Source organism: Streptomyces sp. NPDC088194 (genome assembly GCF_040702025.1).
In the GTDB taxonomy this organism is placed as follows: domain Bacteria; phylum Actinomycetota; class Actinomycetes; order Streptomycetales; family Streptomycetaceae; genus Actinacidiphila.
Genome location: NZ_JBFBIV010000001.1, coordinates 18,371 through 43,812, shown reverse-complemented (window position 1 = coordinate 43,812; position 25,442 = coordinate 18,371). Strand labels below are relative to the sequence as shown.

The window sequence follows — 25,442 nt, the reverse complement described above, 5'->3', positions numbered from 1 at the left end:
CGAACCCGTCCCGGACCGTTCACCACCCTGACAGCGGACGGCTCCCGCGCCCATCGGCCGACCGACCACACTCCGCGGACACCGGCTGATCGGCCACCGGGCCGGTCCCCCTCCACCGATCGGTTGATCCGGCCTCATCCCCCGTGCGCCGCACGCCTCTTGAGCACCGCCCGTGCCGCCGCCATGCTGGGGGCGCTCCACGCCCGCGGCCCACTCCCAGCCGCTCGCTCACCGAAAGGACCACGATGACCTCGTCCCCGTCCTCGTCCTCCTCGCCGTCCTCGCCTCCCTCGTCCTCCTCCCCCTTCGACCGCCGCACCCTGCTGCGCGGAACGCTGGCCGCAGGCGCCGGTGTCGTCCTCGGACCGATCCTGCTGTCCCGCTCGGCGTACGCGTACACCTGGTCGCGCACCCTCCAGCAGGGATCGACCGGCGCCGACGTGACCGAACTGCAGGTCCGGGTGGCCGGCTGGGCCACCGGCAGCGCCGGCCACACCCGGGTCGCCATCGACGGGGACTTCGGCCCGGGCACCGCCACCGCGGTCCGGCTCTTCCAGTCCGCCTACGGCCTGTCGGCCGACGGCGTCGTCGGCCCCGCCACCCAGGCGCAGCTCAACGCCCTTCAGCAGTCCGACGGTTCCACCGCGCACTTCGACTTCAGCGAGTTCACCGACCGGGTGAGCGGCACCTTCGACGGCGGCAAGGTCAGCGCCGCCGCCGCGAAGGAGAACGTCCGCCGCGCGATGTACAAGCTCGAAGCGCTCCGCAAGAAGCTCGGCAACGTCCCGATCACCGTCAACTCCGGCTTCCGCAGCATCTCCCACAACGCCGCGGTCGGCGGGGCGAGCGACAGCATGCACCTGTACGGCACGGCCGCCGACCTCGACGTCCCGGGCGTGGCCAACAAGACCGTCTACCAGAAGGCGGAGACCTGCGGCTTCTCCGGCCTGGAGACCTACACCGAGGACCACCAGCACGTGGACAGCCGGGCCGACCTCGGCCGGGGCTGGTGGTGGGAGAACGGCACCGTCTGACCCGCCCCGCCCGCCGGGAAGGGGGTACGGACTCCCGGGCCGGGCCACGTCCCGGGAGTCCGTACCCCCACCCCCACGTATCCCAGCGGCCCCAGGGCGTAGCAACGACGGCGGCGGAAGTCGAGGACGTTCGCGGAGTCGTTCCATCCCGGATCGAGGGTTCACCAGGGGTCAACTCGGCGTTCACCGTCGACCGACAGGTTCGGCAGCATGACTTCGAGACCCTTCTCCCGCAAGCGCACCCGGGTTGCCGTCGCGATCGTCGCCACCGCCGCCGTGGTGGGCGCGGGCACCGCCGCGGCCCAGGCCCACGGCTGGCTGTCGGCTCCGTCGCACGACTTCTCCGCGGCCGCCGACTCGTACTCCGGCCACGGCAAGGTGACCGGCAACGTGCTGCGCAACGACGCCCGCGCGACCGCGGTCGTCCGGCACACCGACCCGTCCGACGGCACCGCGACGGTCAACCCGGACGGCTCGTTCACGTACACCCCCAAGGCCGGCTTCAAGGGCACGGACACCTTCACCTACACGGCGACCGACGCGGTGCAGCTGTTCAAGGACACCCAGGCGAACGGCGACGCCCTGCCGCCGCTGGCGAAGGTCGCCGGCCCGAACGGCAGCACCACCGAGATCTCCGGTGAGGGCTACGGCTCCTCGCTCGCCCCGGTGCCCGGCAGGTCCGGCTACTTCTACGGCCTCACCGACCGCGGCCCCAACGCCGACGCCCCCGACGGCAACAAGTCCGAGATGGTGCCGGACTTCACGCCGCAGATCGGCGAGTTCAAGCTCGTGGGCGGCAAGGCCGAACTGGTCAAGAAGGTCACCCTGAAGGGCCCGAAGAGCCTGGGCGGCGTCAACTACAGCGGCCGCCCGCCGCACGACACCAGCGAGGTGATCGACGACGTCAACGCGACCAACGCCAACGGCGGTACGCCGGTCCCCGTCGCCAAGGACCCGTACGGCTACGACTCCGAGGGACTGGTCGCGCTGCCGGACGGCACGTTCTGGGTCTCGGACGAGTACGGCCCGTACATCACGCACTTCGACGCGAGCGGCTACGAGTTGGGCCGGCTGACCCCGTACAAGGACAGCCAGGACAACGCCTATCACAAGATCGTCGGCTACCTGCCGGCCGAGTTCGCGGACCGCCTGAAGAACAAGGGCATGGAGGGCCTGACGGTCACCCCGGACGGCTCGACCCTGGTGGGCGTCATGCAGTCCGCGCTCCAGCAGCCGGACCTCGGCAGCACCAAGGCCGGCAACGTCTCGACCACCCGCGTCATCACGATCAACCTGCGCACGTACCAGACCAAGCAGTACCTCTACCTGCTGGACGACCCGGACGACACCGGTGACGCCAACAGCGAGATCACCGCGCTGTCGGACACGAAGTTCCTGGTCGACGAGCGGGACGGCAACTTCGAGCCGTTCGCGCAGAAGAACCTCTACGAGATCGACATCAACGGCGCCGCCGACGTCAGCGGCCTGACGATCGGCGGGAAGTCGCCGGAGGCGTTCGTCGGGAAGAAGGGCACCAACGACGCGCTGGCCGCGCTCACCGGCGCCGGTGTGCACGTCGCGCAGAAGCAGCCGTACCTCAACGTCGGCACGCTGGTGAGCCAACTCGACCCCAGCGGTGCGTTCTTCTCGCACGACAAGGTCGAGGGCGTCGCCACCACGGACGCCGGCAGGACGCTCTACCTGTCCAACGACGACGACTTCGGCATCGACACCATCGCCGTGGACCCCGACGGCAAGTGGACGGTCCACCAGAAGGTGATGCCGCCCACCGGCCAGACCGACAACGGGGAGATCCTGAAGGTCGACACCACCAAGCTCCCGGCGGTGCTCAAGACCGTCACGGTGACGATCCACGTCCGCTGACCCGCCCCACCCCCGTCCCCCGGGCCCGCCCACAGAAGTGGGCGGCCCCGCCGGCGCCCCACGCCCCCACGCCGTTCGCGCCTACGAACCGGACCGCGCCGATGCGGCCAGCAACTCTGCGGTCAGTTCCTCCAGTTCCCTGCGGCGAAGAACCCGGGGCGGTCCGGCGGCCCCGGGGAGCGGGACGTGCAGCGGCTCCGTCCAGCGACCTGGAACGCCTGCGATGCCGTGAACCGCCCCGGCCAGCGCGCCGGTGACAGCCGCCACGGTGTCGGTGTCGCCGCCCAGGTCCACGGCAGCGCGCACCGCGTCCTCGTAGCAGGTGGTGGTCCGCACCGCCCAGACTGCCGAGCCGAGGCAGGGCCACACGGCGCCGTTGAACTCCGTTGCCTGCTCGGGCTCCCAGCCAGGGGCCAGCACGACCGCGTACCGCTCGCGGTGTTCGGCGCTCGCCGCGGCAAGCGCGGCCGGAACGGCGTCGAGCGGGTCGGCGCCGGCCAGCGCCACGCGCAGCAACTCGTGGAAGATCGCGGTGCCCTCCCACGCGGCGGGGTCCCCGTGGGTGAGCGCGGACAGCCGGCGCCCCGCGTCCATCGTGGCCGCCCTTCCCCGCCCGCCGAAGAACACCCCCGACGTGGCGGCCCGCATCAACGCGCCGTTCCCTGCCGCCCGTTGATTGCCGCGGAAGTGGGCCTCGGCCGCCTGGTCCCACGGCAGTCCGTTGGTCAGGACATCCTCGGTCTGCAACCCGATATCCTTCGGCTCGGCCGCCGCCCAACGCCGGAATCGCGCGAAGACGTCCTGCAGGTCCAACCCGCCGCGCTCGACCAGCGACTCCCCGACGTGCACCGCCATCTGCGTGTCATCGGTGGCCTCGCCGACCTCCCAGCCGCCGCCTCCGCACATCTCACCGCCCACACCGGCCCTCGGGAACCGGGTGGAGAACGTGCCCGCCGCACCGAACTCGAAGGGCGCGCCCAGCGCGTCCCCGACCGCCGATCCGACCACCGCGCCGATCGCGCGCTCCATCCGATCCATGCCGGCAGCGTAGGGGGACGGGCGCCCCCCGGGAGGTGCGGGTCAGCCGAGGGGGATGACGACTCCGGCGGAGGGGTGCGTGCGTTCCGCCTCGTCGAGCATGAGCGCGGCCACGGTGGCGCGGGAGGTCCGCGGCGGGAGCAGGGGGCGCGGGTAGTCCGCGAGCGGCACCGTGCGGCGTTCGGGCCCGAGGGGCCCGTCCGTGAGGTCCGGCGCGTGGAAGACGGTCGCGCCGGCGTCGAGCGCGATCCGGTCGGCCTCCGCCTTCTCCGCCAGCTCCGCGCCGACGAAGATCCGCATCACCGCGGAGTAGATCAGCCCGCCGGCGCCCTTGGACGGGCCCGTCCCGAGCGCGCCGAGCCACACCGTACGGACGCGCGCCTCGGCCAGCCGCCGCGCGCCGGCGGCCAGCGCGCCCGGGCCGTCCCCCTTGCTGATGCCGACGGCCGAGACGACCACGTCCACGTCGTCCAGAGCGGGGAAGGTCCCGGGAGCGGAGACGTCGGCCCGCCGGACCTCCACCCGCCCGGCGCCCGCCCCGGCCTCCGCACCCGCGGGCGGGGCGAACCGGTCCGGGGCCCGCACCAGCGCCACCACCTCGTGACCCCGCTCCCGCGCCTGCTCCACGAGGAGGCGGCCGGTCTTCCCGGTCGCGCCGAGTACTGCGATTCGCATGATCATCCGCCTTTGACTGAACAACTGTTGGTCATATGAGTAAACAAGTGTTGGTTATCGGTGTCAAGGAGCTGCCCAGGAGCGGGGAGCGGTAGGGTGAACCGTCGTCGCCGAACGGTTCACGCAGGTCGGAAGGCCGGAACCCGGAAGGTCGGAACCGGGAGGGCCGGGAGGGCCGGGAGGGCCGGGAGGGCCGGAAAGTCGGATCGGACGTCGGAAAGGGAGCGACGGTGTCGTCTCAGGAGCGGGCCGCGGCCCGCCGCCGCAACCCGCGCGGCCAGGGGCAGGTGCTCAAGGCCCAGCTCGTGGAGGCCGCGGCGAAGCTGCTCGCCACCCTCGACCAGCCGGAGACACTCACGCTCCGGCAGGTCGCGCGGGAGGTCGGCGTCGCGCCGGCCAGCATCTACAGCCACTTCCCGGACCTGGGCGCGCTGATCCAGCACGTGCTGCGGCTGCGCTACGACGAGCTGGCCCGGCTGATGAACGAGGCCGCCCGCCCGGCCCCGGACCCGCTCGCCGACCTGGTGGCCCGGTGCGCGGCCTACGTGCGCTGGGGGGTCGAACAGCCCGGCCACTACCGCACCCTCTTCGGCGGGCGGATGCCGGCCGACCTCGTCCCCGTATCGACGCACGGCGCCGGCGCCGAGATGCTCGGGGCCGTCATCGCCTCCCTGACCGCGGTCACCGAACCGGACCGGAAGGGGTCCAGGGCGGCGCAGCAGTGGCAGGCCGGGCTCATGCTGTGGACCGCGATGCACGGCCTGATCAGCCTCTACAACGACCACGGGACGATCCCCTGGCCGCCCCTGGACGACCTGATCGTGGACCTGCTCGCCCTGCACACGGGCCGGCCGGCGGGCGAGATCGCGGCGCGCCTGCCGTAGCCGGGCGGGCCAGTTGTTCATCGGTTGCGTGGGCGATCCGAACGCCGCGCCCTACGGCACCGACCCGGCCGCCTTCCGGTACTCCGCCTCGCCCGCGTTCCGGGTGCCGACCGGTGACGAGCCGTTGTTCCGCGCGTACTTCACCGAGGTGGCCGCGCTCGCCGACCGGAGGGTGGTCTGACGGTCGGCGGCTGTTCCTCGCCGCGTTCGAGGGCCCGCGGTCGGGCCGCGGCGCGCGGGCCGGTGTCCCGACCGCGGAAATTCGGTTCCGTCGCGGGTGGCGGGGCCGGAGACTCGTCGCATGGCGGGTATGGAGGAGTTCCGGGAGGCGGTCACGGCGTGGGCGGCCGAAGGTGCGGCCGGGGCTGTGACCGGGGGCGCGCCCAGGGGTGCGGGAGGAGATACGGCCGAAAGGCCGGCCGGGGACATCGCGGCGGAGTGGGCCGGACGGGCGGCGGTGCGGACCGTGGTGCTCGTGGAGGGGCCGAGTGACGTCGCGGCGGTCGGCGCGCTGGCCGCGGCCCGGGGGCGGGACCTGGAGGGGGAGGGCGTCTGCGTCCTGGCGATGGGCGGCGCGATGAGCATCGCGCGCTTCGCCCAACTACTCGGCCCGACCGGCCTGGACCTGCGCCTGACCGGGCTGTGCGACGAGGCGGAACGCGGCTTCTACGAGCGGGGCTTCGCGCGCGCCGGCGCCGCGCGGCAACGGTTCTTCGTCTGCGCGGCGGACCTGGAGGACGAACTCATCCGCGCGCTCGGCGTGCCCCGGGTGACGGAACTCGTGCGCGCCGAAGGCGACTTGCGCGCGCTGCGCACCTTCCTGCAGCAGCCCGCGCAGCGCGACCGCGCCGCACCGCGGCAGTTGCGGCGCTTCATCGGCACGAAGAAGGGCCGCAAGATCCGCTACGGCCATGTCCTCGTGCAGGCCCTCCCCCCGGACCTGGTCCCGCCGCCGCTCGACGACCTCCTCAACAGCCTCTGACCGCGCCCGCGTTGACGGTCCCACCGGGCGCGGCGGCACGGCCGTTCAGCCGATGGTGACGACGCGGGCCCAGGTGGGCGGGTCCAGAGGGACGTAGTCGGGGTCCTCCTCGTCCACGGAGTCGGCCGGGCGGGGAAAGAGGCCGACGACGGTGCGGCAGGGCGGCGGCGCGGAGGGCCAGGGGGTCTGGCCGTCGGTCAGCGCGACGATCGCGTCCGGCCGGACCCGGGACCGCAGCGCCTGGGCGAAGCCGGAGCGAAGGTCGGTCCCGCCGCCGCCGACCAGTTCGATGTTCTCGGCCCGGCAGATGGGGACGGCGATCCCGGCGGCCGCGTCGCAGGAGATCACCGACACCAGGTCGCGCCGTCCGCCCACCGCGCGCGTGATCGCCGCCACCTCCAGCAGCGCGCTGCCCAGTTCGGCGTCGCTCACCGACCCGGAGGTGTCGATCACGACGCAGACCCGGGGCGGGGTACGGCGCAGGCTCGGCATCAGCACCCCGGGCACACCGGCGGAGCGCCGCGACGGGCGGCGGTAGCTGTAGTCGCCGCCCGCCCCCGGCGCGCTCACCGCCGAGCGGACCGCCGCCCCCAGCAACTGCCGCCAGGGCTGCGGCGGATGGAACGCCTCCTCCGCCCATCGGCGCCATCCCTGCGGAGCACTGCCCGGCCGGCCCTTGATCGCCTCGGCGACCCGGAAGCGGACCGCGTCCCGCTGCTGCCTGCTGAGCCCCTGCGCGCCGTCGGGCCCCGACTCCCATGGCCGGGCCTGCCCGTCGGCACCGCTGCCGCAGTCCAGCCAGGCGAGGTCCGTGGCGGCCCCGGACAGCGACGAGGTCCGCAGGTACTCCTCCATGAGCAGGCCCTCGGGCAGCCGGAGCAGGCTGGGCAGCACCGCGCCGGTGGGGCGCGGCAGGCCCTTGCCGTGGAGGTCGTCGTAGATGTCGTCGTTGATCTCGAAGTCGGCGGCGATGTTCCGCCGCAGCCGCTCCCAGCGCTCGGCCTGCCGCACCTCCTGCTCGCTCCGCGCGCCCCGGCCGCGCCCCTCCCGGTCCTCCTGCTCGCGCGCGTAGCGCTCGCCCCGCCCGTGGTGGTCCCGCAGCAGGTGGGAGACCTCGTGCACCCATACGCCCGCCAGTTCCTCCACCGGCATCCGCGCCACGAAGCCGGGCGAGACGTAGCAGCGCCAGTGCGCGTCCACCGCCATCGTGGGCACCGACCGGTCCTCGACCACGTGCAGCGCGAAGAGCGCGTCGGCGAGGTACGGGCGGACCTTCACCGCGTGCAGCCGGGCGGCCAGCAACTTCTCCATGTCCAGCGGGATTCCGGGCTGGGTGGCACCCGGTCGCGGTGCGGCGCCGTCCCGCGCCGCGGTGGGTGGCGCCGCACGCGGTGGCGCGGGCTTGGGCGCCGCACGCGGTGGCGCGGGCTTGGGCGCCGTACGCGGTGGCGCGGGCTTGGGCGCCGTACGCGGATGCGGTCCCGGGCTCGGCACCGGGCGCGGCACCGGACGCGGCACATCGCGGGACGACGAACGCGCCACCGAACCCGGCTGCGGCCCCGTACCCTTCGCGGCCCCCGTCATCGCCGCTCCCCCGGCGTCCGCCGCGCGCCGGGCGCGGCCTCGGCCCGCCGCACCGACCGGTCCGCCCGGCGCGCGAGGCCGATCACCCCGGTCAGCCGTTCCACGCCCGCCGGCACCTCCCACTCCTCGCGCCTCAGCGCGGCCAGCGCCGTCGCCGGAGCGACCAGCAGGTCCGGCGCGCCGGTCTCCAGCGCCCGGGCCAGTACTGCCCAGCCCGCCTCCCACCGGTCCCGCTCCGGCCGCGCGCCGACGGCGGCCACCACCGACTCCAGGGCCGCCTGGCGCAGGTCGCCCCGCTCCGGCAGCTCGGCGGCGGCCGGATCGGCCAGCATCAGCTCCGGGTCCGGCAGCTCCATCCGGTCCAGGTGGGCGAGGAGTTCGAGGCCGGGTCCGTCCCCGACCGCGCCCCGCACCAGCAGCGCCAGCACCTCGCGGGAGACACCGGCCGCCGTGCCGAACGCCAGCAGCGTGAGCGCGGCCTCCCAGCTCCGCGGTGACGGCCAGGCGCCGCCGCGCCGGGTCTCGGTGGTCGGCAGCCGGTGGATCAGGGTCGGCCGGGCCTGGAGGAAGCCGCAGACCGCGCGCCGGGCGAAGTCCGCCGCCTCAGAGAGCCGTTCGGGCACCAGCCGGGGCAGTTCCGCCCGGGGCCAGACGCCGCCCAGACCGCGGACCACCACCTCCCGGTCGTGCACCCAGTACAGGTGCACGAACCGGTTGGCCAGCGGCGGGCTCAGCTCCCACCCGTCCGCGGCCGACGCGCGCGGGTTGGCGGCGGCCACGATCCTGATGCCCGGGGGCAGTTGAAGCGCGCCGACCCGCCGTTCCAGGACCACCCGGAGCAGCGCGGCCTGGACCGCCGGGGTGGCGGTGGACAGTTCGTCGAGGAAGAGCAACCCCCGCCCGGCCCGCACGAGTTCGACGGCCCACTGCGGCGGCGCCATCGGCACCCCGCGCACCTCGGGCTCCTCGCCCACGATGGGCAGCCCGGAGAAGTCGGACGGCTCATGGACGCTGGCGATCACGGTCGTCAGCGGCAGGTCGAGGGTGGCGGCGAGCTGCGTCAGGGCCGCGGTCTTGCCGATGCCCGGCTCCCCCCACAGCAGCACGGGCAGGTCGGCCGCGACGGCCAGGGTGAGCGCTTCGAGCTGCTCGTCCGGACGGGGCTCCGTCCTGGTCGTCCGCAGCAGGGTCAGGAGGTCCTCGGCCACGGCGAGTTGGGCGTCAGTGCCGGAGGCCCCGGCGGGCGCGACGGTGGGCGGGACAGTGGATACGGGCACGCCCGCGGCCGGAGCCGGGGCGGGCAGGAGGGTGCTGGACGTCATGGGCATCACCTGGGGTCGTGTACGGGGACGGGTCGGCCCGTCCCGGAGGTCATGGGCGTGCGCGAGCGGAACGCGCCTCGGGAGAAGGGGAGTTCGGGGGGTGTGGCGGGTCAGCGGTACTGGCCGGTACGGGGGCGGGCCCGGCTGGAACCCTTGCTGCTCGGGTAGGCAGGCGTCGCGCGGCCGGGCCGCTGACGGCGAGCGGCGTTCGTACGCCCCGCACCCGGCACGGGGGCCATCCCCGCGCGGAAGAGCCCGTGGTCGACCCGGCGGGCCGCGGCGGACTCCAGCTCCCGCCGGAGCGGACCGTCCCGCAGCACCGCGTTCGGTCCGAGCAGCCCCTCGACCACGGCCAGCGCCCCGACGACGTCGCCATGGCCGAGCCGCTCCCGGACCGCGGGCAGCGCCTCCGGGTCGCGGTGCACCGTGTCGATGGCGCGCAGGCAGGGCAGCGCGGGCCCGCCGAGCGCCACCAGCAGTTCCTCCCGGCGCAGTTGGTCCGGGTCGTGGTCGACCGCCGTCAACACCCCGTCCCGCAGGGCGATCCGGTGCACCTCGCCCCGGCACTCCACCCGGTGCGGATCACCGGGCTCGGGGGCGGGACCGGCCGACGGGGCCGAGACGTACGCCGCCAACGCCGCCGCGACGAGCGGATGCAGCCGGTCCGCCGCGACCAACCCGGCCCGCAGCAGCTCCAGATCGGGCAGTACCCGGGCCGCGACCTCCGGCAGCATCGGAAGCGCCGCGACCTCCTGCGGCGGCAGCGCCTCCCGCACCGGCCGGCACGTGGGTGCGTGGCTGTCGTCGGGCGCGACGAGTTCGAGCACCGCGCGGCGGCGCGCCCCGAGCCGTACGGTGAAGGCGCCGCGCGGACGGCCCTCGGCCCGCAGCAGCAGCTCCGCCTCCGCGGCCCAAGTCGCCGCCGCCCACAGGGAGTCCGTGTCGGTGGCGGCCTCGTCGAGGGGCACCTCGGGAGGTGCCGAGGACAGGGTCCTGGACCTTGGCGCGCCCTCCGCGCCGCACCGCCACGCCAGTTCGCCGCTGCGCCGGGCGTCCCAGAGGTGCCGGTGCAGGTCGAGCCGGAACCGCCGGTCGGGGTGCGGGTGCGGATGCGGACCGGGGTGCGGGTGGGGGTGCGGCCACAGCGGGGGCGGCTCGGGGGTGTCGTGCCCCGGCCCCTCCCACAGGGCCAGCGACAGCCGCTGGCCGGCGTCCGCCCAGGACGGCGGGGTCCGCACCACCAGGTCCAGTGCGGTGCGCGCGCTTCCGTACCGGGCGAGGCAGAGGGTCAGGCCCGGCCGCAGCCGCCCGTCGGGGGCGGTCCTGGGCAGGTGCCAGCGGAGCAGATCCGGCGCCAACCGGCGTAGATCCGCTCGCAGTCGGGTGGCGACATCGGTGCCGTGGCGGTCGCGCACGGCGCGCAGATCGAGATCGACGTCGATCCGGGCGGCGGCGCAGGCCCCCGCCCAGTCGCCGACCGCACGCCGTGCGGTCACGGTCCCGATCATGGACGGTGGCACGGCGTACTCGCGTACGCGCTGCCACATCAGCAGGCGGGGCGGAATCCCGTTCGCGAAGTGAAGTGCCATCAGCACTCACCTTGCGCGGACGAGTCCCCCAATCCGTACGAGGAGAAGTTCATCATCCCGGGCATCATAAGCACCTCGCCGCCGATCTGTCAGTCCTCCCCGGCCGCCCCCGACCCTCCGACCCCGCCGGCGGCAGCACGGCCGCCGCCCGTCCGCCCCTCCCCACCCGGGGCCCACCGCCCCTCCCCACCAGGCAACCCGCTCCGCCGGAGCGGAGTCCTCAAGGGGAGGAAACGGGCGCGCGCGACCGGCGGGAGGAGAGAGGCCATGACCGTTGCCGTGTGGGACGCGCTGCGCCGGCGACCGGTGCGGTTCCTCTTCTCCCGGTGGCCGCTGCGCTGCGCCGCCTACCTGTGCACGGGCGCGGTCGTGGGGTGCGCGGTCCTGGTCGCGCTGACCACGCTGCTCGTCGTCGGGCTCGGGCTCTCGGTGGTCGGCGTCGGCGTGCTGGTGCTGATGGCCGCGGCGGCCTGCGGGGTGCCCGTCGCGGCGGTGGAGCGGCGCAGGTTGCGCCTGGTCGAGCCGGAGCCGCTGCCGGACCCGCACGGTTCACTGCCGGGCGTCGGGGCACTGCCCTGGCTGCGCGCCCGGCTCAAGGAGCGGGCCACCTGGCGCGAACTCGGGTACGCGCTGGTGCTCGGCGTGGTGTTCACCGCCGCCGGTCTCGGCTTCACGGCGCTGCTGGGCTTCTCCGCGCTGCTGGTGACCACGCCCGTCTTCGCGTGGCTGATCGCCCCGGACACCCTGATGCTCATCCCCGGCAGGTCGATCAGCGGTCCGGTCGCCGCCCTGCCCGCCACGGCCGCGGGTCTGGCCGGGCTGACGGTGTGCGCCTATGCGGGCGGGGTGCTGGCCGGCGCGCAAGTGCGCGTCGCCCTGGCGCTGTTGCCGGCCGTCGAGGCGGACCTCGGCACCAGGGTGGTGGAACTCACCCGGTCCCGGGTCCGGTTGGTCGACGCGTTCGAGGCCGAGCGGCGCCGGATCGAGCGCGACCTGCACGACGGCGCCCAGCAGCAACTGGTGGCGCTCACCATGACCTTGGGGCTCGCCGAGTGGGAGCTGCGGAGCCAGGACGCGGCCGGCACGCCCGCCGCCGAGCTGGTCTCCCGGGCCCGCGCGGAGGCCCGGGCGGCCCTGGACCAGTTGCGCGGGCTGGTCCGCGGCATCCATCCCCAGGTCCTCACCGACCACGGACTGGCCGCCGCCACCAGCGAGGTCGCGCTGCGCCACCCCGTCCCGGTGACCGTCGACGTCGACCTCCCGCACCGGCTGCCCGGCCCCGTCGAGACCGTGGCCTACTTCACCGTGACCGAGGCGCTCACCAACGCGGCGAAGCACAGCGGCGCTTCAGCGGTCACCGTCGCCGCGCGGCTGGCGGGCGACCTGCTGACCGTGACCGTCACCGACGACGGACGCGGCGGCGCGGACCCCTCGGCCGGTGCGGGGCTGCAGGGACTCGCGGACCGCGTGGCCGTGCTGCACGGCAGGCTCAAGGTGACCAGCCCCGTCGGCGGCCCGACCCGTCTCACCCTGGAGGTCCCGTGCTCCGTGTAGTGCTCGCCGAGGACGCGGTGCTGCTGCGTGCCGGACTCGTCGAACTCCTCTCCCGTGTCGGCCACGAGGTGACGGCCGCCGTCCGCGACGCCGCGGAACTGGCCCGCGCGGTGGACGCCGACCGGCCCGACGTGGTCATCACCGATGTACGGATGCCGCCCGCCTTCCGCGACGAGGGCCTGCGTACCGCCCTCGAACTGCGCGCCAGACACCGGGAGTTGCCGGTCCTGGTGCTCTCCCAGTACGTGGCGGGCGCGTATGCCGCGCGGCTGTTCCTCGGCGGGCCGCCGGACCAGGGCGGCCTGGGCTATCTCCTGAAGGACCGGGTCGGCGAGGTGGCGGAGTTCCTCGACGCCCTGGACCGGGTGGCGGGCGGCGGGACCGTCATCGACCCGGAGGTGGTGCGGGTGCTGCTGTGGGAGCAGAGCGCCGCCAAGCCGCTGCTGCGGCTGACGCCACGGGAGCGGGAGGTACTCGCCCTGATGGCACAGGGGTTGAACAACCAGGCCATCGCCCGGCGCCTCACCGTCACCGAGGCGTCGGTGGTCAAGCACTCCGGCAACATCTTCATGAAGCTGGACCTCGATCCCGCCGAGGGCAACCGGCGGGTGCTGGCCGTCCTCGCCTATCTGCGCGGCCACCTCGACGCCGACCGGCCGGCGGGAGAGCCGACCGCACGGTGACCGCCGACCGCCCGCCGACCGCCGACCGCCCGCCGAGCGCGGACCGCCCGGCCGGGCCCGACCGCGACCTCCCGCCCCGGCCGCACCGCCGCGTCCGGGTCCTCCGCTTCCCGCCCCGAGCGACATTCCGCTTCCCGTCCGGCACCCCGTTCCGGCGCCCGCCGCTCCGCCGCCCGTCCCACCCGGCTCCCCGTGCCGGCCAGCCGCGTCCACACCGCCAGCGTGACCGGCAGCGCGAGATACCCGAACCGCCCGGCCGGGGCGAGGAGGAACCCCGCGCACAGGCCCAGCGCGAGCCGGTCGGCGGCCGCCACAGCGTCGGACGGCGGGCGTACGACCAGTGAGGCGCCCACCGCCAGCGCGCCCGCCGACAGGAGCGCGACGGCCGCGTACCAGCCCGCGGGGCCCGACTCCGCGAGCAGCCGGCCGGGCAGCAGGCTCCGGGCCGGGGTCGCCAACCGGCCGCGTCCCGTGGGGAAGGCGACCACCTGCTCGGCCACCGCCCCGGGCGAGCACAGCACTCCGGGCAGGACCAGCGCGAGGGTGCCCGCCACCGAGACGCCCGCGAAGCGCAGGGCGGCCCGCCGGCCCGCGGTGTGCGCCAGCAAGGACGCCGCCACCGCGAGAGCGGGCCACGCCGTCCACTTGAGGGCGCAGGCCGCCGCGACGGCGAGCCCCGCCGCGGTGGGCCGCCCTCGGGCGGCCAGCGCGAGCGCCAGGCAGAGCAGACCGGTCAGCGGAAGGTCCACTCCGCTCACGCACAGCGGCAGTGCCACCACCGGCGAGGCGACCAGGGCGGCGAAGGCGGTGCCGTACCCCAACCGATCCTCTACCGATGCCGTTTCGCCGGCGACCGGCGTACGCAGGATGCGGCGTCCCTGCCCCAGGCAGCCGAGGAGGACGAGCGCGCACCACACGCGGGCGTCGCCGAGCAGCCGAAGCAGCGGGCCCCCGTCGCCGAACAGGGCCCGCGGCAGCCCGAAGGCGGCCATCCCGGGCAGGTAGGGGTCGTAGTCGAGGACGGTCCGGGGGTGGGCGACGTAGGGGCTGTGGCCGTGCAGCAGGAGCTGCCCGGAGCGCTCGATGACGCCGACCTCGCTCTGCGCGCGGCCGCTCAACACGCAGTACAGCAACGGCAGGACGACGGCCCCGGCGAGCGCGCACCCGACTCCGGCCCGTATGCCCGCCCATGCGCCGGCCCGTGCTCCGGCCCGTATGCCCGCCCTTGCGCTGGCCCGTACGCCGGCCGGGCTGCCGGCGGGCGGGCGCGGAGGCAGGAACGCGGCAACCGCGGCGCAGAGATAGCCGGTTCCCGCGCAGAATCCCCAGATCCGCTGGGTTTCCAGGCCGGAGACCAGCGGAAATCCGAAAGCCCAGAAAGCGGCGACGAGCCATCCCGCACCCCACCGCTTTCGCGGATCGGCGGAACCGTGAAATCGACGAATAGCCACCCGGCCATTCCAGTTCGACCGGCCCCATCAGGTCATGACAGCCAGGTCGAGACCTCACGGTCGGGTTTTCCCTACCCCTGGTGACCGGGATCGGTCACGATCGCGTGGCCGTCCCGCACTCCGTTCCGTCGGCCTCGCGCAGGCGTTCGCTCATCGAGGTGGTCCGGTCGTACGGGTCCATCTCGGGGCCGCTTCCGGGGCTCCTCGGGGCGCGGTCGGCGGTGAACTCGGGGCGGAAATAGCCCGTGTAGTTGCTGCAACCGCCGTTGGTGGCGTCCATCTTGTAGGAGACGAAGGAGAACGTCCCCGGCTCGGTGATCACCTTCGCCGGGTCGTCCCAGCTCATCACCGTCTCGCGGCGCACGATGGTGCGCGCGACCTCGTCGCTGCCCTTCGCGGCGCGGACGACCGGGTAGACGTAGGTGACATCGCTGGTCACCTCCAGCGCGCCGCGCTTGCCCTCGCGGAACGTGATCCGTCCCCGCGTCTTGACCACGCTCCCCACCAGCCGCACCTTCGTCTGCGCGAAGCGGCTGAACATCAGCAGAGGGTCGTTCTCCTGGCTGGGCGTGCGGAACGCGGTCGACAGGTAGTCCTGGACGTCGCTCTGGTGCGGATTGACCAGGGCGATCGCCTTCTTCGGCCGCTCCCCGCGCATCACCGCCGGGTCGAGGCTGGCCGCCGCCAGGAAGTCCAGGCTCTGCTGGAGCGCCCGCGCCACCTGCTTCTCGGTCATCCAACCGGTCGCCCGTGCGGTGGGCATGCTGATCCCGGCTGTGCCGTCGTCCCACTGCGCCGCCGGCGATCCTCTGAACGGCTCTTCCGGCGTGGGCAGTCGGGATGACGACTTCGCGGTGGGCGACGCGTCCGCGCGGCCGGCTTTCCCGTCGCCGTTTCCGCTACCGCCCCCGAACCATCCGGCGGCCCGCCCCGGGTCCAGCGCCACGACCAGCAGCCCCACCACGAGCAGGAGTCCGACCGCGTACCACGCCTTGGCCCGTCCGCGCCGGGGCGGTTGGTGGGCCCGCCATCCCTCCGGGGGTCCGGCCTCCTCCCGCAGCCGCCGTGCGACCATCCGGGCCCGCGCCGACGGCTCCACAGGCGCGCTGCGCGTCCCGGCCTCGGCCTCCCGCAGGAAGCGCTCCCACTCCTCGTCCGGTATGGAATCCCCGTTGTTTCCCATGGCGTTCTCCCACCCCTGGCGCGCGGGCGGACCCTCCCCAGGACCGCTCGCCATCCGCATATCGTCACAGAGCGGCCCTGCGCGAACACCGGCCCCCTTCGCCGGCCGCACATGCCGCGACGCAGGCCACGATAGCCGCGAGCACCGACAACCCGCCCCGGGGGGAATCCGCGGCGGCGTCCGCCAGCGCTCTCCCGAGCCCTCCAGCGCCCGGAAAGCCTCCTAGAGCGCGCGCCGGAAGGGGCGGAAGAAGGCACGCAGTTCCTCGGCGTAGAGCTCGGGCTCCTCGAACGCCGCGAAGTGGCCGCCGCGCGGCGGCTCGTTGACGTAGGCGACGTTCGCGGTGCGGTCGAGCCAGGCGCGCGGGGGGCGGGCGATGTCGCCGGGGAAGAGGGAGAAGCCGGAGGGGACCTCGACCCGGCGGGCGAGCTGGGCGGGCGGGATCGCGCCGTTGGCGCCGTACATCCGCATCGAGGAGCCGATGGTCCCGGTGAGCCAGTACAGCGTGACGTTGGTGAGGATCTCGTCCTTGGTGTAGCTGCGCTCGATGTCGCCGCCGCAGTCGCTCCACGACCGGAGCTTCTCGACGATCCACGCGGCGAGCCCGGCCGGCGAGTCGGTGAGGCCGAAGGCCGCAGTCTGGGGCTTCGTACGGTGCATGGCGGCGTAGGCGCCCTCGGCCCCGCCCCACGCCGCCACGCTCTCGAACCAGGCGCGCTCCTCGGGTGCCAGATCCGCCGGGTCGCCGCCGAAGACCGGCACGCCCGCGTCGGTACGGTGCACGGCGACGACCCGTTCGGGGTGGTCGAGTCCGAGGTACCGGCTCACATGGCTGCCGATGTCCCCGCCCGCGGCGCCGAACCGCCGGTAGCCGAGGACGTCCATCAGCTCGGCCCACAGGCCGGCGACGGCGATGGAGTTCAGCGGCGGGCCGGTCGGGCGGTCGGAGTAGCCGTAGCCGGGCATGTCGGGCACGACCACGTCGAACGCGTCGGCCGGGTCGGCGCCGTGCGCGCCGGGGTCGGTGAGCAGCGGGACGACCTTCGCGTAGCGCCAGAACGAGTCCGGCCAGCCGTGGCTGAGCACCAGCGGCAGCGCTGTGCCGGCCGGCGCGGCCGCGGCCCGCGCGTGGACGAAGTGGATGCCCAGGCCGCCGAGCCGGACGCGGAAGTGCGGGAGCGCGGCGAGCGCCGCCTCCTGCGCCGGCCAGTCGAAGCCGTCGGCCCAGTACGCGACCAGCTCGCGGAGGTAGTCCAGGTCGGTGCCGAGCGACCAGCCGGCGTCGGCCGGCGCGTCCGGCCAGCGGGTCGCGCGCAGCCGCGCGCGCAGGTCCGCCAGCGCCGCGGGGTCGGTCGACGGGGTGAACGGCTCGGGCAGGGCGGCGACATCCGGCATAAGGCGCACCCTACCGACCGCACGCCTGACGGCCGTGCCCTCCCGACCGCGTCCTACCGGCCGTGTCGCGCCGGAGCCCGGTAGCCGTCGGGGCAGATGCCGGTGAGCTTGGTGTCCCGGTAGGCGGACCCTCCCGGGTCGGTGGTGAGGACGTGGCAGCCGGGCTGCACCCCGGCGACCCGCAGGAAGCCGTTGCCGTACGTGGCGGCGACCCGGCGCCCGTCCAGGTAGACGGCGGTGGCGGTGGCCGAGCCGCCCGGCAGGTAGACGTCGGCGCTGGAGTCGGGCGGGACGCTCACCCCGGTGTCGACCCGGCCGCCGGCCGCGGTGTCGAAGGCCGCGCCGATCCTCCCCTTGCCGGTGGGCACCGTGACATGGGCCCAACGCACCGCGGCGGTTTGGGGTTTGACGTCGAAGGTGGCGTAGCCGGGGGTGGTCGGCCGGATGCCGAACATGTCCTGCGGGATGTCGAAGGCGGGCGAGGCCGCCCAGGGGTGGGAGTAGGTGGTGTTGGACTTCAAGGAGAGGTCCCACGCCTCCATGGTCGCGCCGGCGCCGGCCTTGATCATGTTGAGCCAGCTGTCGGTGCCGGTGGAGGTGAGCATGGCGTGCGCCAGGTCCGGCCGGTTGCCGTCGTAGAGCGCCTGGATCATGAACGCGGCGCAGTAGACGCTGCACGCCATGCCGCGCGTGCCGAGGTAGTCGGCGACCCGCGCGGCCTGCTGGTCGTCGGCGAGGCCGAACGCGGTGGCGAACACGCTTGCCTGCACGGCGTAGTGGCCGATCGGGGCGCCGCTGTCGTCGAGGCCGTCGCGGTACGCGCCCTTGGCTGCGTCCCACATCGTGGCGTTCACCGCGGACTTGATCGCGTCGGCCTTGGCGTTGTCGGCGGTGGCGTCCGCGGTGCGGCCCAGCGCGGTGGCGATGTCGGCCATGTCGCGGTAGCTGCGGTAACTGATCGCGTTGATCACGGTGTTGTAGGAGCTGAAGACGTAGCCGTCGCGTTCGGAGGCCGGCCAGTCGACGATGTCGCAGTCGTTGCAGCTGCCGGCGCCGGTGTCGCCGGTGGTCTTGTGGATCAGCCCGCTCGCCGGGTCGAACCACCGGTCGGGCAACTTCCCCTGTAGAGACGCGTAGTTCGCGGCCAGCGCGGTGGCGTCACCGGTCGTCTGGTAGCTGTCGTGCAAGGCGAGGATCAGGTACATCGGCCACTCGGTCGGCCAGGTGCGGCTCGACAGGAGGAAGTTGAGCGAGTAGTCGCCGAGTGAGGCGTCGCCGCCGGTGTAGAGGTTCGCCATCAACTGGAGGTAGGAGTCGGCCTCGTAGACCCCGCGCTCGCGCTCCCAGGAGTCCACGTAGAGGTTCTGGTCGGACATCTCCACGGTGTTCCTGGACAGCGTCCAGACCTGGTCGAGCGAGCTGTCCGAGGAGTCGAAGGTGCCGGCCGACTCGTCGAACGGGTAGACGTACGCCTCCGCCGTGAGGTCCGCGGCGCGCAGGCCGGTGGGGGCGCCGGTGATCTGGACGTAGCGGAAGACCCGCAGGCCCCAGGTCTCCAGGTGCTGGCCGCCGGCCTTCAGCGTCCACGTGTCCTCGTAGGTGTTGCCCGCGGAGGTCTTGTAGCGGACGGTGTCGGTGCCGGCGGGCACCTCGCCGTAGCGGATGTCCAGTCGCTGTCCCGCGCTGCCGGTGAGGTCGAGCGAGAGGCCGCCGATCCAGCTGCGGCCGTAGTCGACGTAGTAGTCGCCCGGGGCGTACTCGACCACCGACGCGGGCTTCTCCGGCTTCTGCCGGACCTTGGCGGTCGGGGTCGGCTCCAGGTCGGCGAAGGCGCTCTTGACCACGGGCGCCGGCCACGACGCGTCGTCGAAGCCGGGTGCGGCGAAACCGGTCGGGTAGGCGCGGGCGTCGAAGTCCTCGACCGGGGCGGTGTAGTAGCTGGTGCCGATGCTGCCCGCGCTCGGCAGCACCTTGGCGCCGCTCTCCGCCTTCCAGCCGGGCCCGGTGCCGAAGGTCCGGGTGCTGCCGTCGGTGTAGCGGACCACGAGGTCGGCGAGGAAGCGCTGGTCGCTGGTGGTGTACGCGAGCGCGCCGATGGTGTTGGCGGCGCCCGGCCGCAGCAGCGAGGTGACGTCGTAGCCGTCGTAGCGGGTCTCCGTGCCGACCGGCCGGGTCGGACCGACGCCCACGAAGCGGCCGTTGACCCACATCTTGTAGACGAACTGGCGGCCGGGGGTGGTGGAGGAGCCGGTCGCGTACAGGTGCGCCCAGGCGATGTGCCGGCCCTTCGCCAGGGTGGTGTCGCCGCGCAGGAACGCCCAGTCGGCGCCGCCGAAGCCGGTGCCGCAGTTCTTGCTCTTGTCGACGAACAGCGCCTGGCCGGTGACGGTGCCGCAGCTGAAGTCGGTGTTCGCCGGGTCGCTGAAGTCGTTGGCGTACAGCGCGGTGCCGTCGGGGGCGGTGACGGTGATGTCGTCGAAGGTGGCCTGTTCGGTGCTGCCGGTGCGGAAGCCGATGCCGCCCGAGGCGAAGGTGGCGTCAGTGGTGGTGTCCACCAGGGTCCACCCGGTGCCGGTCGCGGCCTTGAGGTAGGTGGTGAAGGTCGCACCGGCGGCCACCACGCGGAAGTCGTACGCCGTGCCGTCGACCAGCGCGAAGGGCAGCGGCTCGGCCGCCTTGAGGTTGGAGAAGGCGCCGTCCTTCTGGACCTGCGGGGCGATGGTGTTCTCGCCGTTGCCCTTGAACTGCCACAGGTAGAAGTCGCGGGTGTCGGACTCGCGGAAGGTGACGCTGGCGTACTTCGCGTCGATCACGAAGCTGCCCTGGAAGGTGTAGTCGCTCCAGGAGGCGCTGCCGGCCCAGATGGGCGCGGCGCCCGGCCACGCCTTGCCGGGGCCGGTGCCGAAGGAGGCCGCGGCCGACCAGGCGGAGGCGGCGCCCGAGGGGGCCCAGGTGCGCACCCGCCACACGTAGCCGGCGGCGGGGCGCAGCGCGGGGCCGCCGTAGGCGACGGTGCCGTTGGCGCGGGAGGAGACCTTGCCGGAGTTCCACACGTCGGGCCGGCCGGCCAGGGCGGCGGCGGTGGTGGCGACCTCGACCTGGTAGGCGCGCTGCGTGCCCGCGCCGACCTGCCAGCCCAGCAGCGGGGTGGCGTCCGGTGCGACGTCGGCGGGGGCGGTCAGGCCGCCGACGGTCAGGTGGTTCGGGGCGGCGCGGGTGGCGGCGGAACCGGGGGAACCCGGGGAACCGACGGGGCCCGCGGCGGCGCTGGGCATCGCGGTCCCGAGGACGAGGCCGACCGCGGTCAACCATGCGGTCAGCGCGGCCAGGAGCAGGAGGGGCCCGTGACCGGACCGTCGGGACTGCGCCATTCCAAGCCTCCGAATGAAACGATTCATCAGAGGAGACCGCGACAGCCTCCTTCAGAGCAGCGGTGAGACGGCTGTCATCCTGATGGGAACGGCGAGGGCTGTCAATGAAGATGAAACGTATTCGTCATCGGGGCCGGGGTTGCCGAGCGGGGCGGGGCCGGGGTTGCCGAGCGGCGCGGGGCCGGGATTGCCGAGCGGCGCGGGGCGGGGCCGAGCGAGGCGGCGCGGCGCCTACCGGGGTGCGGTTTTCCGAACTGCCGATGCGGGGGCGGGCAGGATCGATCGCCGTGCTCCGCCCGCCGAGGATGAGGGCATGGCTGAGACGACAAGGGATACCAGGACGGGCACCACCGCCCGAGGGGAGGACCTGCACCGCGAGTACGGACGCGGTGCCGCCAGCGTGCGGGCGTTGCGCGGGGTGTCGGTGGCCTTCGCGCCCGGGACGTTCACGGCGGTGATGGGGCCCTCCGGCTCCGGCAAGACCACCTTGCTGCACTGCCTGGCGGGGATGGACCGGCCCACTCGGGGCTCTGTCTGGTGGGGCGGTACCGAGGTGTCCCGGCTGCCCGAGCGGAGGCTGGCGGCACTGCGGCGCAGTCGGGTCGGGTTCGTGTTCCAGGCGTTCAACCTGATGCCCGCGATGACCGTCGCGCAGAATGTCGAGTTGCCGGGCCGGCTGGCCGGCGAGCGGCCCGACCGGGGCCGGGTGCTGGACGCGCTCGCCCGGGTGGGGCTGGCCGGGCGCGCGCGGCACCGGCCCGGGCAGCTGTCCGGCGGGCAGCAGCAGCGGGTCGCCATCGCCCGGGCACTGGTCTCCCGTCCTCCGATGGTGTTCGCCGACGAGCCGACCGGCGCGCTCGACCGGGCCACCGGCCACGAGATCCTCGCCCTGCTGCGCGCCGGTGTGGACGAGAGCGGCGGGACCTGTGTGATGGTGACCCACGATCCGGTGGCCGCCGGGTACGCGGACCGGGCGCTGCTGCTCGCCGACGGCGTGCTGGTGGACGAACTCGACCGGCCCACCGCCGCCCAGGTCGGCGAAGCCCTGAGCCGGCTGGGCGGGGAAGGGCTGTGACCTCGCTCGCGCTCGGGCAGATGCGCCGCCGTCCGGCTGCCTTCGTCGGCCTGGCGGTCGCGCTCTTCCTCGCCATCGCCACCCTGACCCTGTTCGGCTTGCTGTTCGCCGCCGGCGCCACCGCCCCGGCGGCAGCCCGGAAGGCGACCACCGGGCCCAGCCTGATGGTGATCGCCGGCGCCTTCGGTGAGATCGCCGTGCTGGTCGCGTTCTTCGTCGTGGTCAACGCGCTGGGGTTCGCGCTGCGCCAGCAGCACCGGGAGCTGGCCCTGCTGCGCACCATCGCGGCGACACCCCGCCAGGTGCGGCGCCTGGTCCGTGGTCAGGTCGTGGTGACCACGCTGGTGGTCACCGCGCCGGGCTGGGCCGCCGGTGCCGCGGCGGCCCGGGGCTTCCTCGCCGCGATGCAGCGGCGAGGGATGGCGGCGCCGGGGGTGCGGGTGCCGTGGAACCCGATCCCGATGCTGGTGGCGCCGGCCGTCGCGCTCGCCGTCGCGCTGGCGGCCTCGGCCGTGGCGGCACGGCGGATCTCCCGGATCACGCCCGCGGCCGCCCTCACGGCGAGTTCGACCGAGCACGGGCGGACGGGTGCGCTGCGTCTGCTCGCCGCGATCGGCGTGCTGGTGGGCGGCGGCCTGCTGCTGCGGCTGGCCGCGACGCGCCCTGCGGAGCAGGTGGACAAGGCGGGTCAGGCGGCATTGCTCGGCTCGCTGGTTCTGCTGGTCGCGGTCGCTCTGGCGGGGCCGCTCGCGGCGCGCGTCCTGGCGGCCCTGTTGGGCGCACCGGTACGGGCGCTGGCACCCGGTGCGGGGTGGCTGGCCGACGCCAACCTGCGCGGGTACGCGCGGCGACTGTCGTCCGCCGTGGTGCCGGTCGCCCTGCTCGTGGGCCTGTCGGGCACCATGCTGATCATGACGAGAACCGCCGGGCACGCTGCGGGCGCGGCGGCGTCCAGCGTCACTTCCGCCACGGATGTCTGGCTGCGTCAGGCCGAGTTGACGCTGCTCGTCTGCTTCGCCGCCGTCTCCACGCTCAACACCCTGGTCGCCGTGACCGCCGAACGGCGCCGCGAGTTCGCGCTGTTGCGGCTGATCGGCGCGACCCGCTCGCAACTGCTGCGCATGCTGACCGCGGAGGCGGTGCTGACCACGGCGGTGGGGGTCCTGCTCGGCGCGGCGGTCGCGGGCGCCGCGTCGGCGGCGTTCAGCACGGCGGTGAGCGGGTCGCCGATGCCGTCCCTCCCGGTGGCCGGCTGCTGGTGGATCGCCGCGGGCGCGACAGCACTGACCTTCCCCGGCATCCTGACCACAGGCCTGCGAGCGATACGCGGGCCCGCGGCAGAGCTAGTGGGAGGCAGCCATGACTGAACACCGCAACAGGCCGCCCAGCAAGAGCACGACCAGAATCGCCGCGGACGCAACAACACTGACCCTCCCCGGCATCCCGGCCACAGGCCTGCGAACGATACGCGGGCCCGCGGCAGGACTGGCGGGAGGCAGCCGTGACTGAGCGCGGCGACGAGTCGGCCCGCGGGAGCACGGCCGGCGAACAGGCGCCCACCCGGGAGGGGTCGGCGGGCGCGCCGCCCGCCGGCCGGGTGCTGTCCCCCGCGTCGGGCGGGCCCGCGCGGGTCCCCGTGGCCGACCGTGGCTGAGCAACGGCGCTACCTGTCCGTCCGGGGCGGCGAATGGGCCTTCGCGGTCGTCGGGCTGCCGCTCGCCCTGCTCGGCGGGGCCTACGCCCTCGCCGTGTTCTACGCGGGGACGCTGCTCTCGCTCACCGTGTTCGGCCTGCCGTTCGTGGCCGCCGCGCTGAGGGGCGCGCGCGGTCTCGGCGCGCTGCACCGGCAGTTGGTCGGCCGGCTGCTCGGCGAGCGCGTCGAGCAGCCGGCCAGGCTGCCCCGCCCGGCGGGCGTGGTCGCCCGTGGCCGTGTCGTGCTGACCGACCCGATCGCCTGGCGGTCGCTGCTCTATCTGGTACTGCGACTGCCGCTCGGCGTGCTCGGGTTCGCCGCCGCGGTGGCGGTTCCCCTCGTCTGCGGCTGGCTGATCGGCTTCCCGCTCTGGGTACGCCTGCTCGAACCGGGTCCGCGCCCCGCCCCCTGGATGGGTGCCGCGTCCACACCGCTGGGCCTGGTGGTCCTGGCCGCGGTGCCCGGCGCGGTTCGGGCGCTGAGCGGAGTGAACCGGCGGCTCGCCCGGCTGCTGCTCGGACCGGCCCGTGCCCAACGGCGCGTCCGGGAACTGGAGACCGCCCGCGCCACGCTGCTCGCGCAGAACAACGACGAGCTCCGCCGCCTGGAGCGTGACCTGCACGATGGCACCCAGGCCCGGCTGGTCGCCCTGGCCATCACCCTCTCGCTGGCCGAAGACGCGCTCGCTCCCGCCGCCGGCCCGGACCTCGCCCGGCTGCGCGCCCTGATGGAACGCGCCCGCGGCCAGACCGACGACACCGTCACCGAACTGCGGCGGCTCACTCGCGGCATCCACCCGGTGACGCTGGACGGCGGCCTCGGCGAGGCACTGCCAGGGCTCACCGCCACCTCGCCGGTGCCGGTCACCCTCCACCTGGACCTGCCGGAACGACCGGACCACGTGGTCGAACGCGCCCTCTACTTCTGCGCCGCCGAACTGCTCACCAACGTCGCCAAGCACAGCGCTGCCCGCTCGGCCGCAGTCGAGGCGAGCGCGACCGACGGCCGGGTCGTCCTGTCCGTGCGCGACGACGGGCGCGGCGGCGCGGCGCTCGGCGTCGGCACCGGCCTGACGGGCCTGGCCGAACGGCTCGCGGCGGTGGACGGCGCGCTGCGGATCGACAGCCCGCCCGGCGGACCGACCGTGGTCACCGCCGAGTTGCCGACGCGTCTGTGACGGCCGGTCGGCTGCCGTTCTCCGCCAGGTAGGTGAGGACGGCCTTCACTCGGCGGTTGTCGGTGTCCGTCGCCCGCAGGCCGAACTTGGTGAAGACGGCGGCCACGTGCTTCTCCACCGCCCGCTCCGACACCACCAGCAGCGAGGCGATGGAGCGGTTGGAGTGCCCTTGCGCCACCAGCTCCAGCACCTCGCGCTCGCGAGGCGTCAGGGTGTCCACCCGGCTGCGCCGGCCACCCCGCATCAGCTGGGTGACGATCTCCGGGTCGAGTGCCGTGCCCCCGTCGGCGACCCGGTGCAGCGCGTCCACGAACTCGGAAGTGCGGGCGACGCGTTCCTTCAGCAGGTACCCGATGCCCGCCGCGCCGCCCGCCAGCAGGCGGGAGGCCCAGGTGGTCTCGACGTGCTGGGAGAAGACCACGATGCCGACGCCGGGCGTCCTCGTGCGGATCTCCACGGCGGCGCGGATACCCTCGTCGGTCTGCGTGGGCGGCATCCGGATGTCCACCACGGCCACGTCGGGCCGATGGTCGACCACCGCGGCGAGCAGCCCGGGCGCCGTCCCGACGGCGGCCACCACCTCACACCCGCGGGCGCCGAGCAGTTCGACCATGCCGTCACGGAGAACGACGGAGTCCTCGGCCAGGACCACGCGCAGACGCCGGTTGCTCACCACCCCATTATCGGCCGAGGCAGGCGTTCGGCGCGTACGTACGGGGCGGGATGCCGCCCCGTACTCGACGCGACGGTGAGCGGCGGCGCACCGCAGGGCGGCGCGGGCTGGTCCGAGGCGGTCTTGACAGGGGCGCCCACCTGCCGCGTACGTTCGTTCCGTACCGTCAGGAGCGGCTGAGGGGCGCCTGGATCG

21 protein-coding genes are annotated in these 25,442 nt (G+C 74.4%); 11 read left to right on the top strand and 10 right to left on the bottom strand.

Annotated features, from left to right (window positions below; all coding sequences use genetic code 11):
- Positions 1-245 precede the first annotated feature (245 nt).
- Together AB0399_RS00190 and AB0399_RS00185 are read left to right on the top strand one after the other, a co-directional pair.
- On the top strand, positions 246-1,034 hold the full coding sequence (locus AB0399_RS00190) for a D-Ala-D-Ala carboxypeptidase family metallohydrolase (RefSeq protein ID WP_366409714.1): 789 nt from the start codon (positions 246-248) through the stop codon (positions 1,032-1,034).
- Positions 1,035-1,244: 210 nt separating this feature from the next.
- Positions 1,245-2,918, top strand: a complete 1,674-nt coding sequence (locus AB0399_RS00185) for an esterase-like activity of phytase family protein (protein WP_366409713.1) — start codon at positions 1,245-1,247, stop codon at positions 2,916-2,918.
- Between the two features lie 81 nt (positions 2,919-2,999).
- Here AB0399_RS00185 and AB0399_RS00180 read toward each other — a convergent pair whose 3' ends face one another.
- Positions 3,000-3,956, bottom strand: a complete 957-nt coding sequence (locus tag AB0399_RS00180; protein ID WP_366409712.1) for an ADP-ribosylglycohydrolase family protein — start codon at positions 3,954-3,956, stop codon at positions 3,000-3,002.
- Between the two features lie 42 nt (positions 3,957-3,998).
- Positions 3,999-4,631 (bottom strand): NAD(P)H-binding protein, encoded by a 633-nt coding sequence (locus tag AB0399_RS00175; protein ID WP_366409711.1) that lies wholly within the window; start codon positions 4,629-4,631, stop codon positions 3,999-4,001.
- Between the two features lie 230 nt (positions 4,632-4,861).
- Between AB0399_RS00175 and AB0399_RS00170 the strand changes: the two genes are divergently transcribed.
- The 3 genes from AB0399_RS00170 (at position 4,862) to AB0399_RS00160 (ending at position 6,497) form a co-directional block, all read left to right on the top strand.
- Positions 4,862-5,515 carry a TetR/AcrR family transcriptional regulator gene (locus AB0399_RS00170; RefSeq protein WP_366409710.1) on the top strand — a complete coding sequence of 218 codons (654 nt, stop codon included), beginning with the start codon at positions 4,862-4,864 and terminating at the stop codon, positions 5,513-5,515.
- A 28-nt stretch (positions 5,516-5,543) separates the two neighbouring features.
- On the top strand, positions 5,544-5,696 hold the full coding sequence (locus tag AB0399_RS00165) for a hypothetical protein (RefSeq protein ID WP_366409709.1): 153 nt from the start codon (positions 5,544-5,546) through the stop codon (positions 5,694-5,696).
- A gap of 120 nt (positions 5,697-5,816) precedes the next feature.
- Positions 5,817-6,497 (top strand): TOPRIM nucleotidyl transferase/hydrolase domain-containing protein, encoded by a 681-nt coding sequence (locus AB0399_RS00160; RefSeq protein WP_366409708.1) that lies wholly within the window; start codon positions 5,817-5,819, stop codon positions 6,495-6,497.
- A gap of 45 nt (positions 6,498-6,542) precedes the next feature.
- Here AB0399_RS00160 and AB0399_RS00155 read toward each other — a convergent pair whose 3' ends face one another.
- From AB0399_RS00155 to AB0399_RS00145, 3 genes are all read right to left on the bottom strand, one after another.
- Positions 6,543-7,808 (bottom strand): VWA-like domain-containing protein, encoded by a 1,266-nt coding sequence (locus tag AB0399_RS00155; protein WP_329366561.1) that lies wholly within the window; start codon positions 7,806-7,808, stop codon positions 6,543-6,545.
- Positions 7,809-8,077: 269 nt separating this feature from the next.
- Entirely contained in the window at positions 8,078-9,403 is a 1,326-nt protein-coding gene (locus AB0399_RS00150) for a MoxR family ATPase (RefSeq protein ID WP_329366563.1), read from the bottom strand.
- Positions 9,404-9,513: 110 nt separating this feature from the next.
- A complete protein-coding gene (locus AB0399_RS00145; protein WP_366409707.1) occupies positions 9,514-10,992 on the bottom strand; it encodes a hypothetical protein in 1,479 nt (492 codons plus the stop codon).
- A gap of 267 nt (positions 10,993-11,259) precedes the next feature.
- Between AB0399_RS00145 and AB0399_RS00140 the strand changes: the two genes are divergently transcribed.
- Both AB0399_RS00140 and AB0399_RS00135 read left to right on the top strand, forming a co-directional pair.
- Positions 11,260-12,546 (top strand): sensor domain-containing protein, encoded by a 1,287-nt coding sequence (locus AB0399_RS00140; RefSeq protein ID WP_366409706.1) that lies wholly within the window; start codon positions 11,260-11,262, stop codon positions 12,544-12,546.
- Complete coding sequence (locus AB0399_RS00135; protein WP_366409705.1) at positions 12,534-13,229, top strand: response regulator transcription factor; 696 nt, start codon at positions 12,534-12,536, stop codon at positions 13,227-13,229. Before AB0399_RS00140 ends, AB0399_RS00135 begins: the two co-directional genes overlap by 13 nt.
- On the opposite strand, the gene AB0399_RS00130 is transcribed toward AB0399_RS00135, so the two are convergent.
- The 4 genes from AB0399_RS00130 to AB0399_RS00115 all read right to left on the bottom strand — a co-directional run bounded on the left by AB0399_RS00130 (position 13,172) and on the right by AB0399_RS00115 (position 20,629).
- Positions 13,172-14,350 carry a glycosyltransferase 87 family protein gene (locus tag AB0399_RS00130; protein WP_366409704.1) on the bottom strand — a complete coding sequence of 393 codons (1,179 nt, stop codon included), beginning with the start codon at positions 14,348-14,350 and terminating at the stop codon, positions 13,172-13,174. The genes AB0399_RS00135 and AB0399_RS00130 overlap by 58 nt on opposite strands.
- A 424-nt stretch (positions 14,351-14,774) precedes the next feature.
- Complete coding sequence (locus tag AB0399_RS00125; protein WP_366409703.1) at positions 14,775-15,863, bottom strand: hypothetical protein; 1,089 nt, start codon at positions 15,861-15,863, stop codon at positions 14,775-14,777.
- A gap of 222 nt (positions 15,864-16,085) precedes the next feature.
- Positions 16,086-17,258: an epoxide hydrolase gene (locus AB0399_RS00120; RefSeq protein WP_329366574.1), complete on the bottom strand. Its 1,173-nt coding sequence runs from the start codon at positions 17,256-17,258 to the stop codon at positions 16,086-16,088.
- Between the two features lie 53 nt (positions 17,259-17,311).
- Positions 17,312-20,629, bottom strand: a complete 3,318-nt coding sequence (locus AB0399_RS00115; RefSeq protein ID WP_366409702.1) for a family 78 glycoside hydrolase catalytic domain — start codon at positions 20,627-20,629, stop codon at positions 17,312-17,314.
- Between the two features lie 313 nt (positions 20,630-20,942).
- Between AB0399_RS00115 and AB0399_RS00110 the strand changes: the two genes are divergently transcribed.
- The 4 genes from AB0399_RS00110 (at position 20,943) to AB0399_RS00095 (ending at position 24,574) form a co-directional block, all read left to right on the top strand.
- Positions 20,943-21,704, top strand: coding sequence for an ABC transporter ATP-binding protein (locus tag AB0399_RS00110; protein WP_329366578.1), 762 nt, complete (start codon positions 20,943-20,945; stop codon positions 21,702-21,704).
- Positions 21,701-23,071 carry an FtsX-like permease family protein gene (locus tag AB0399_RS00105; protein ID WP_366409701.1) on the top strand — a complete coding sequence of 457 codons (1,371 nt, stop codon included), beginning with the start codon at positions 21,701-21,703 and terminating at the stop codon, positions 23,069-23,071. Before AB0399_RS00110 ends, AB0399_RS00105 begins: the two co-directional genes overlap by 4 nt.
- Before the next feature lie 134 nt (positions 23,072-23,205).
- Positions 23,206-23,358 (top strand): hypothetical protein, encoded by a 153-nt coding sequence (locus tag AB0399_RS00100; protein WP_366409700.1) that lies wholly within the window; start codon positions 23,206-23,208, stop codon positions 23,356-23,358.
- The gene (locus tag AB0399_RS00095; RefSeq protein ID WP_366409699.1) at positions 23,351-24,574 is read left to right on the top strand and encodes a sensor domain-containing protein; all 1,224 of its coding nucleotides are present in this window, start codon (positions 23,351-23,353) and stop codon (positions 24,572-24,574) included. Before AB0399_RS00100 ends, AB0399_RS00095 begins: the two co-directional genes overlap by 8 nt.
- Here AB0399_RS00095 and AB0399_RS00090 read toward each other — a convergent pair.
- A complete protein-coding gene (locus tag AB0399_RS00090) occupies positions 24,546-25,247 on the bottom strand; it encodes a response regulator transcription factor (protein WP_366409698.1) in 702 nt (233 codons plus the stop codon). The two genes, AB0399_RS00095 and AB0399_RS00090, sit on opposite strands and share 29 nt — an antisense overlap.
- Positions 25,248-25,442 lie beyond the last annotated feature (195 nt).

Excerpts from the sequence above, each read along its gene's own strand:
- AB0399_RS00190 (WP_366409714.1), top strand. The coding sequence starts at position 246 with ATGACCTCGTCCCCGTCCTCGTCCTCCTCGCCGTCCTCGCCTCCCTCG.
- AB0399_RS00185 (WP_366409713.1), top strand. The coding sequence starts at position 1,245 with ATGACTTCGAGACCCTTCTCCCGCAAGCGCACCCGGGTTGCCGTCGCG.
- AB0399_RS00180 (WP_366409712.1), bottom strand. The coding sequence starts at position 3,956 with ATGGATCGGATGGAGCGCGCGATCGGCGCGGTGGTCGGATCGGCGGTC.
- AB0399_RS00175 (WP_366409711.1), bottom strand. The coding sequence starts at position 4,631 with ATGCGAATCGCAGTACTCGGCGCGACCGGGAAGACCGGCCGCCTCCTC.
- AB0399_RS00160 (WP_366409708.1), top strand. The coding sequence starts at position 5,817 with ATGGCGGGTATGGAGGAGTTCCGGGAGGCGGTCACGGCGTGGGCGGCC.
- AB0399_RS00155 (WP_329366561.1), bottom strand. The coding sequence starts at position 7,808 with ATGGAGAAGTTGCTGGCCGCCCGGCTGCACGCGGTGAAGGTCCGCCCG.
- AB0399_RS00150 (WP_329366563.1), bottom strand. The coding sequence starts at position 9,403 with ATGACGTCCAGCACCCTCCTGCCCGCCCCGGCTCCGGCCGCGGGCGTG.
- AB0399_RS00145 (WP_366409707.1), bottom strand. The coding sequence starts at position 10,992 with ATGGCACTTCACTTCGCGAACGGGATTCCGCCCCGCCTGCTGATGTGG.
- AB0399_RS00140 (WP_366409706.1), top strand. The coding sequence starts at position 11,260 with ATGACCGTTGCCGTGTGGGACGCGCTGCGCCGGCGACCGGTGCGGTTC.
- AB0399_RS00125 (WP_366409703.1), bottom strand. The coding sequence starts at position 15,863 with ATGGGAAACAACGGGGATTCCATACCGGACGAGGAGTGGGAGCGCTTC.
- AB0399_RS00120 (WP_329366574.1), bottom strand. The coding sequence starts at position 17,258 with ATGCCGGATGTCGCCGCCCTGCCCGAGCCGTTCACCCCGTCGACCGAC.
- AB0399_RS00115 (WP_366409702.1), bottom strand. The coding sequence starts at position 20,629 with ATGGCGCAGTCCCGACGGTCCGGTCACGGGCCCCTCCTGCTCCTGGCC.
- AB0399_RS00110 (WP_329366578.1), top strand. The coding sequence starts at position 20,943 with ATGGCTGAGACGACAAGGGATACCAGGACGGGCACCACCGCCCGAGGG.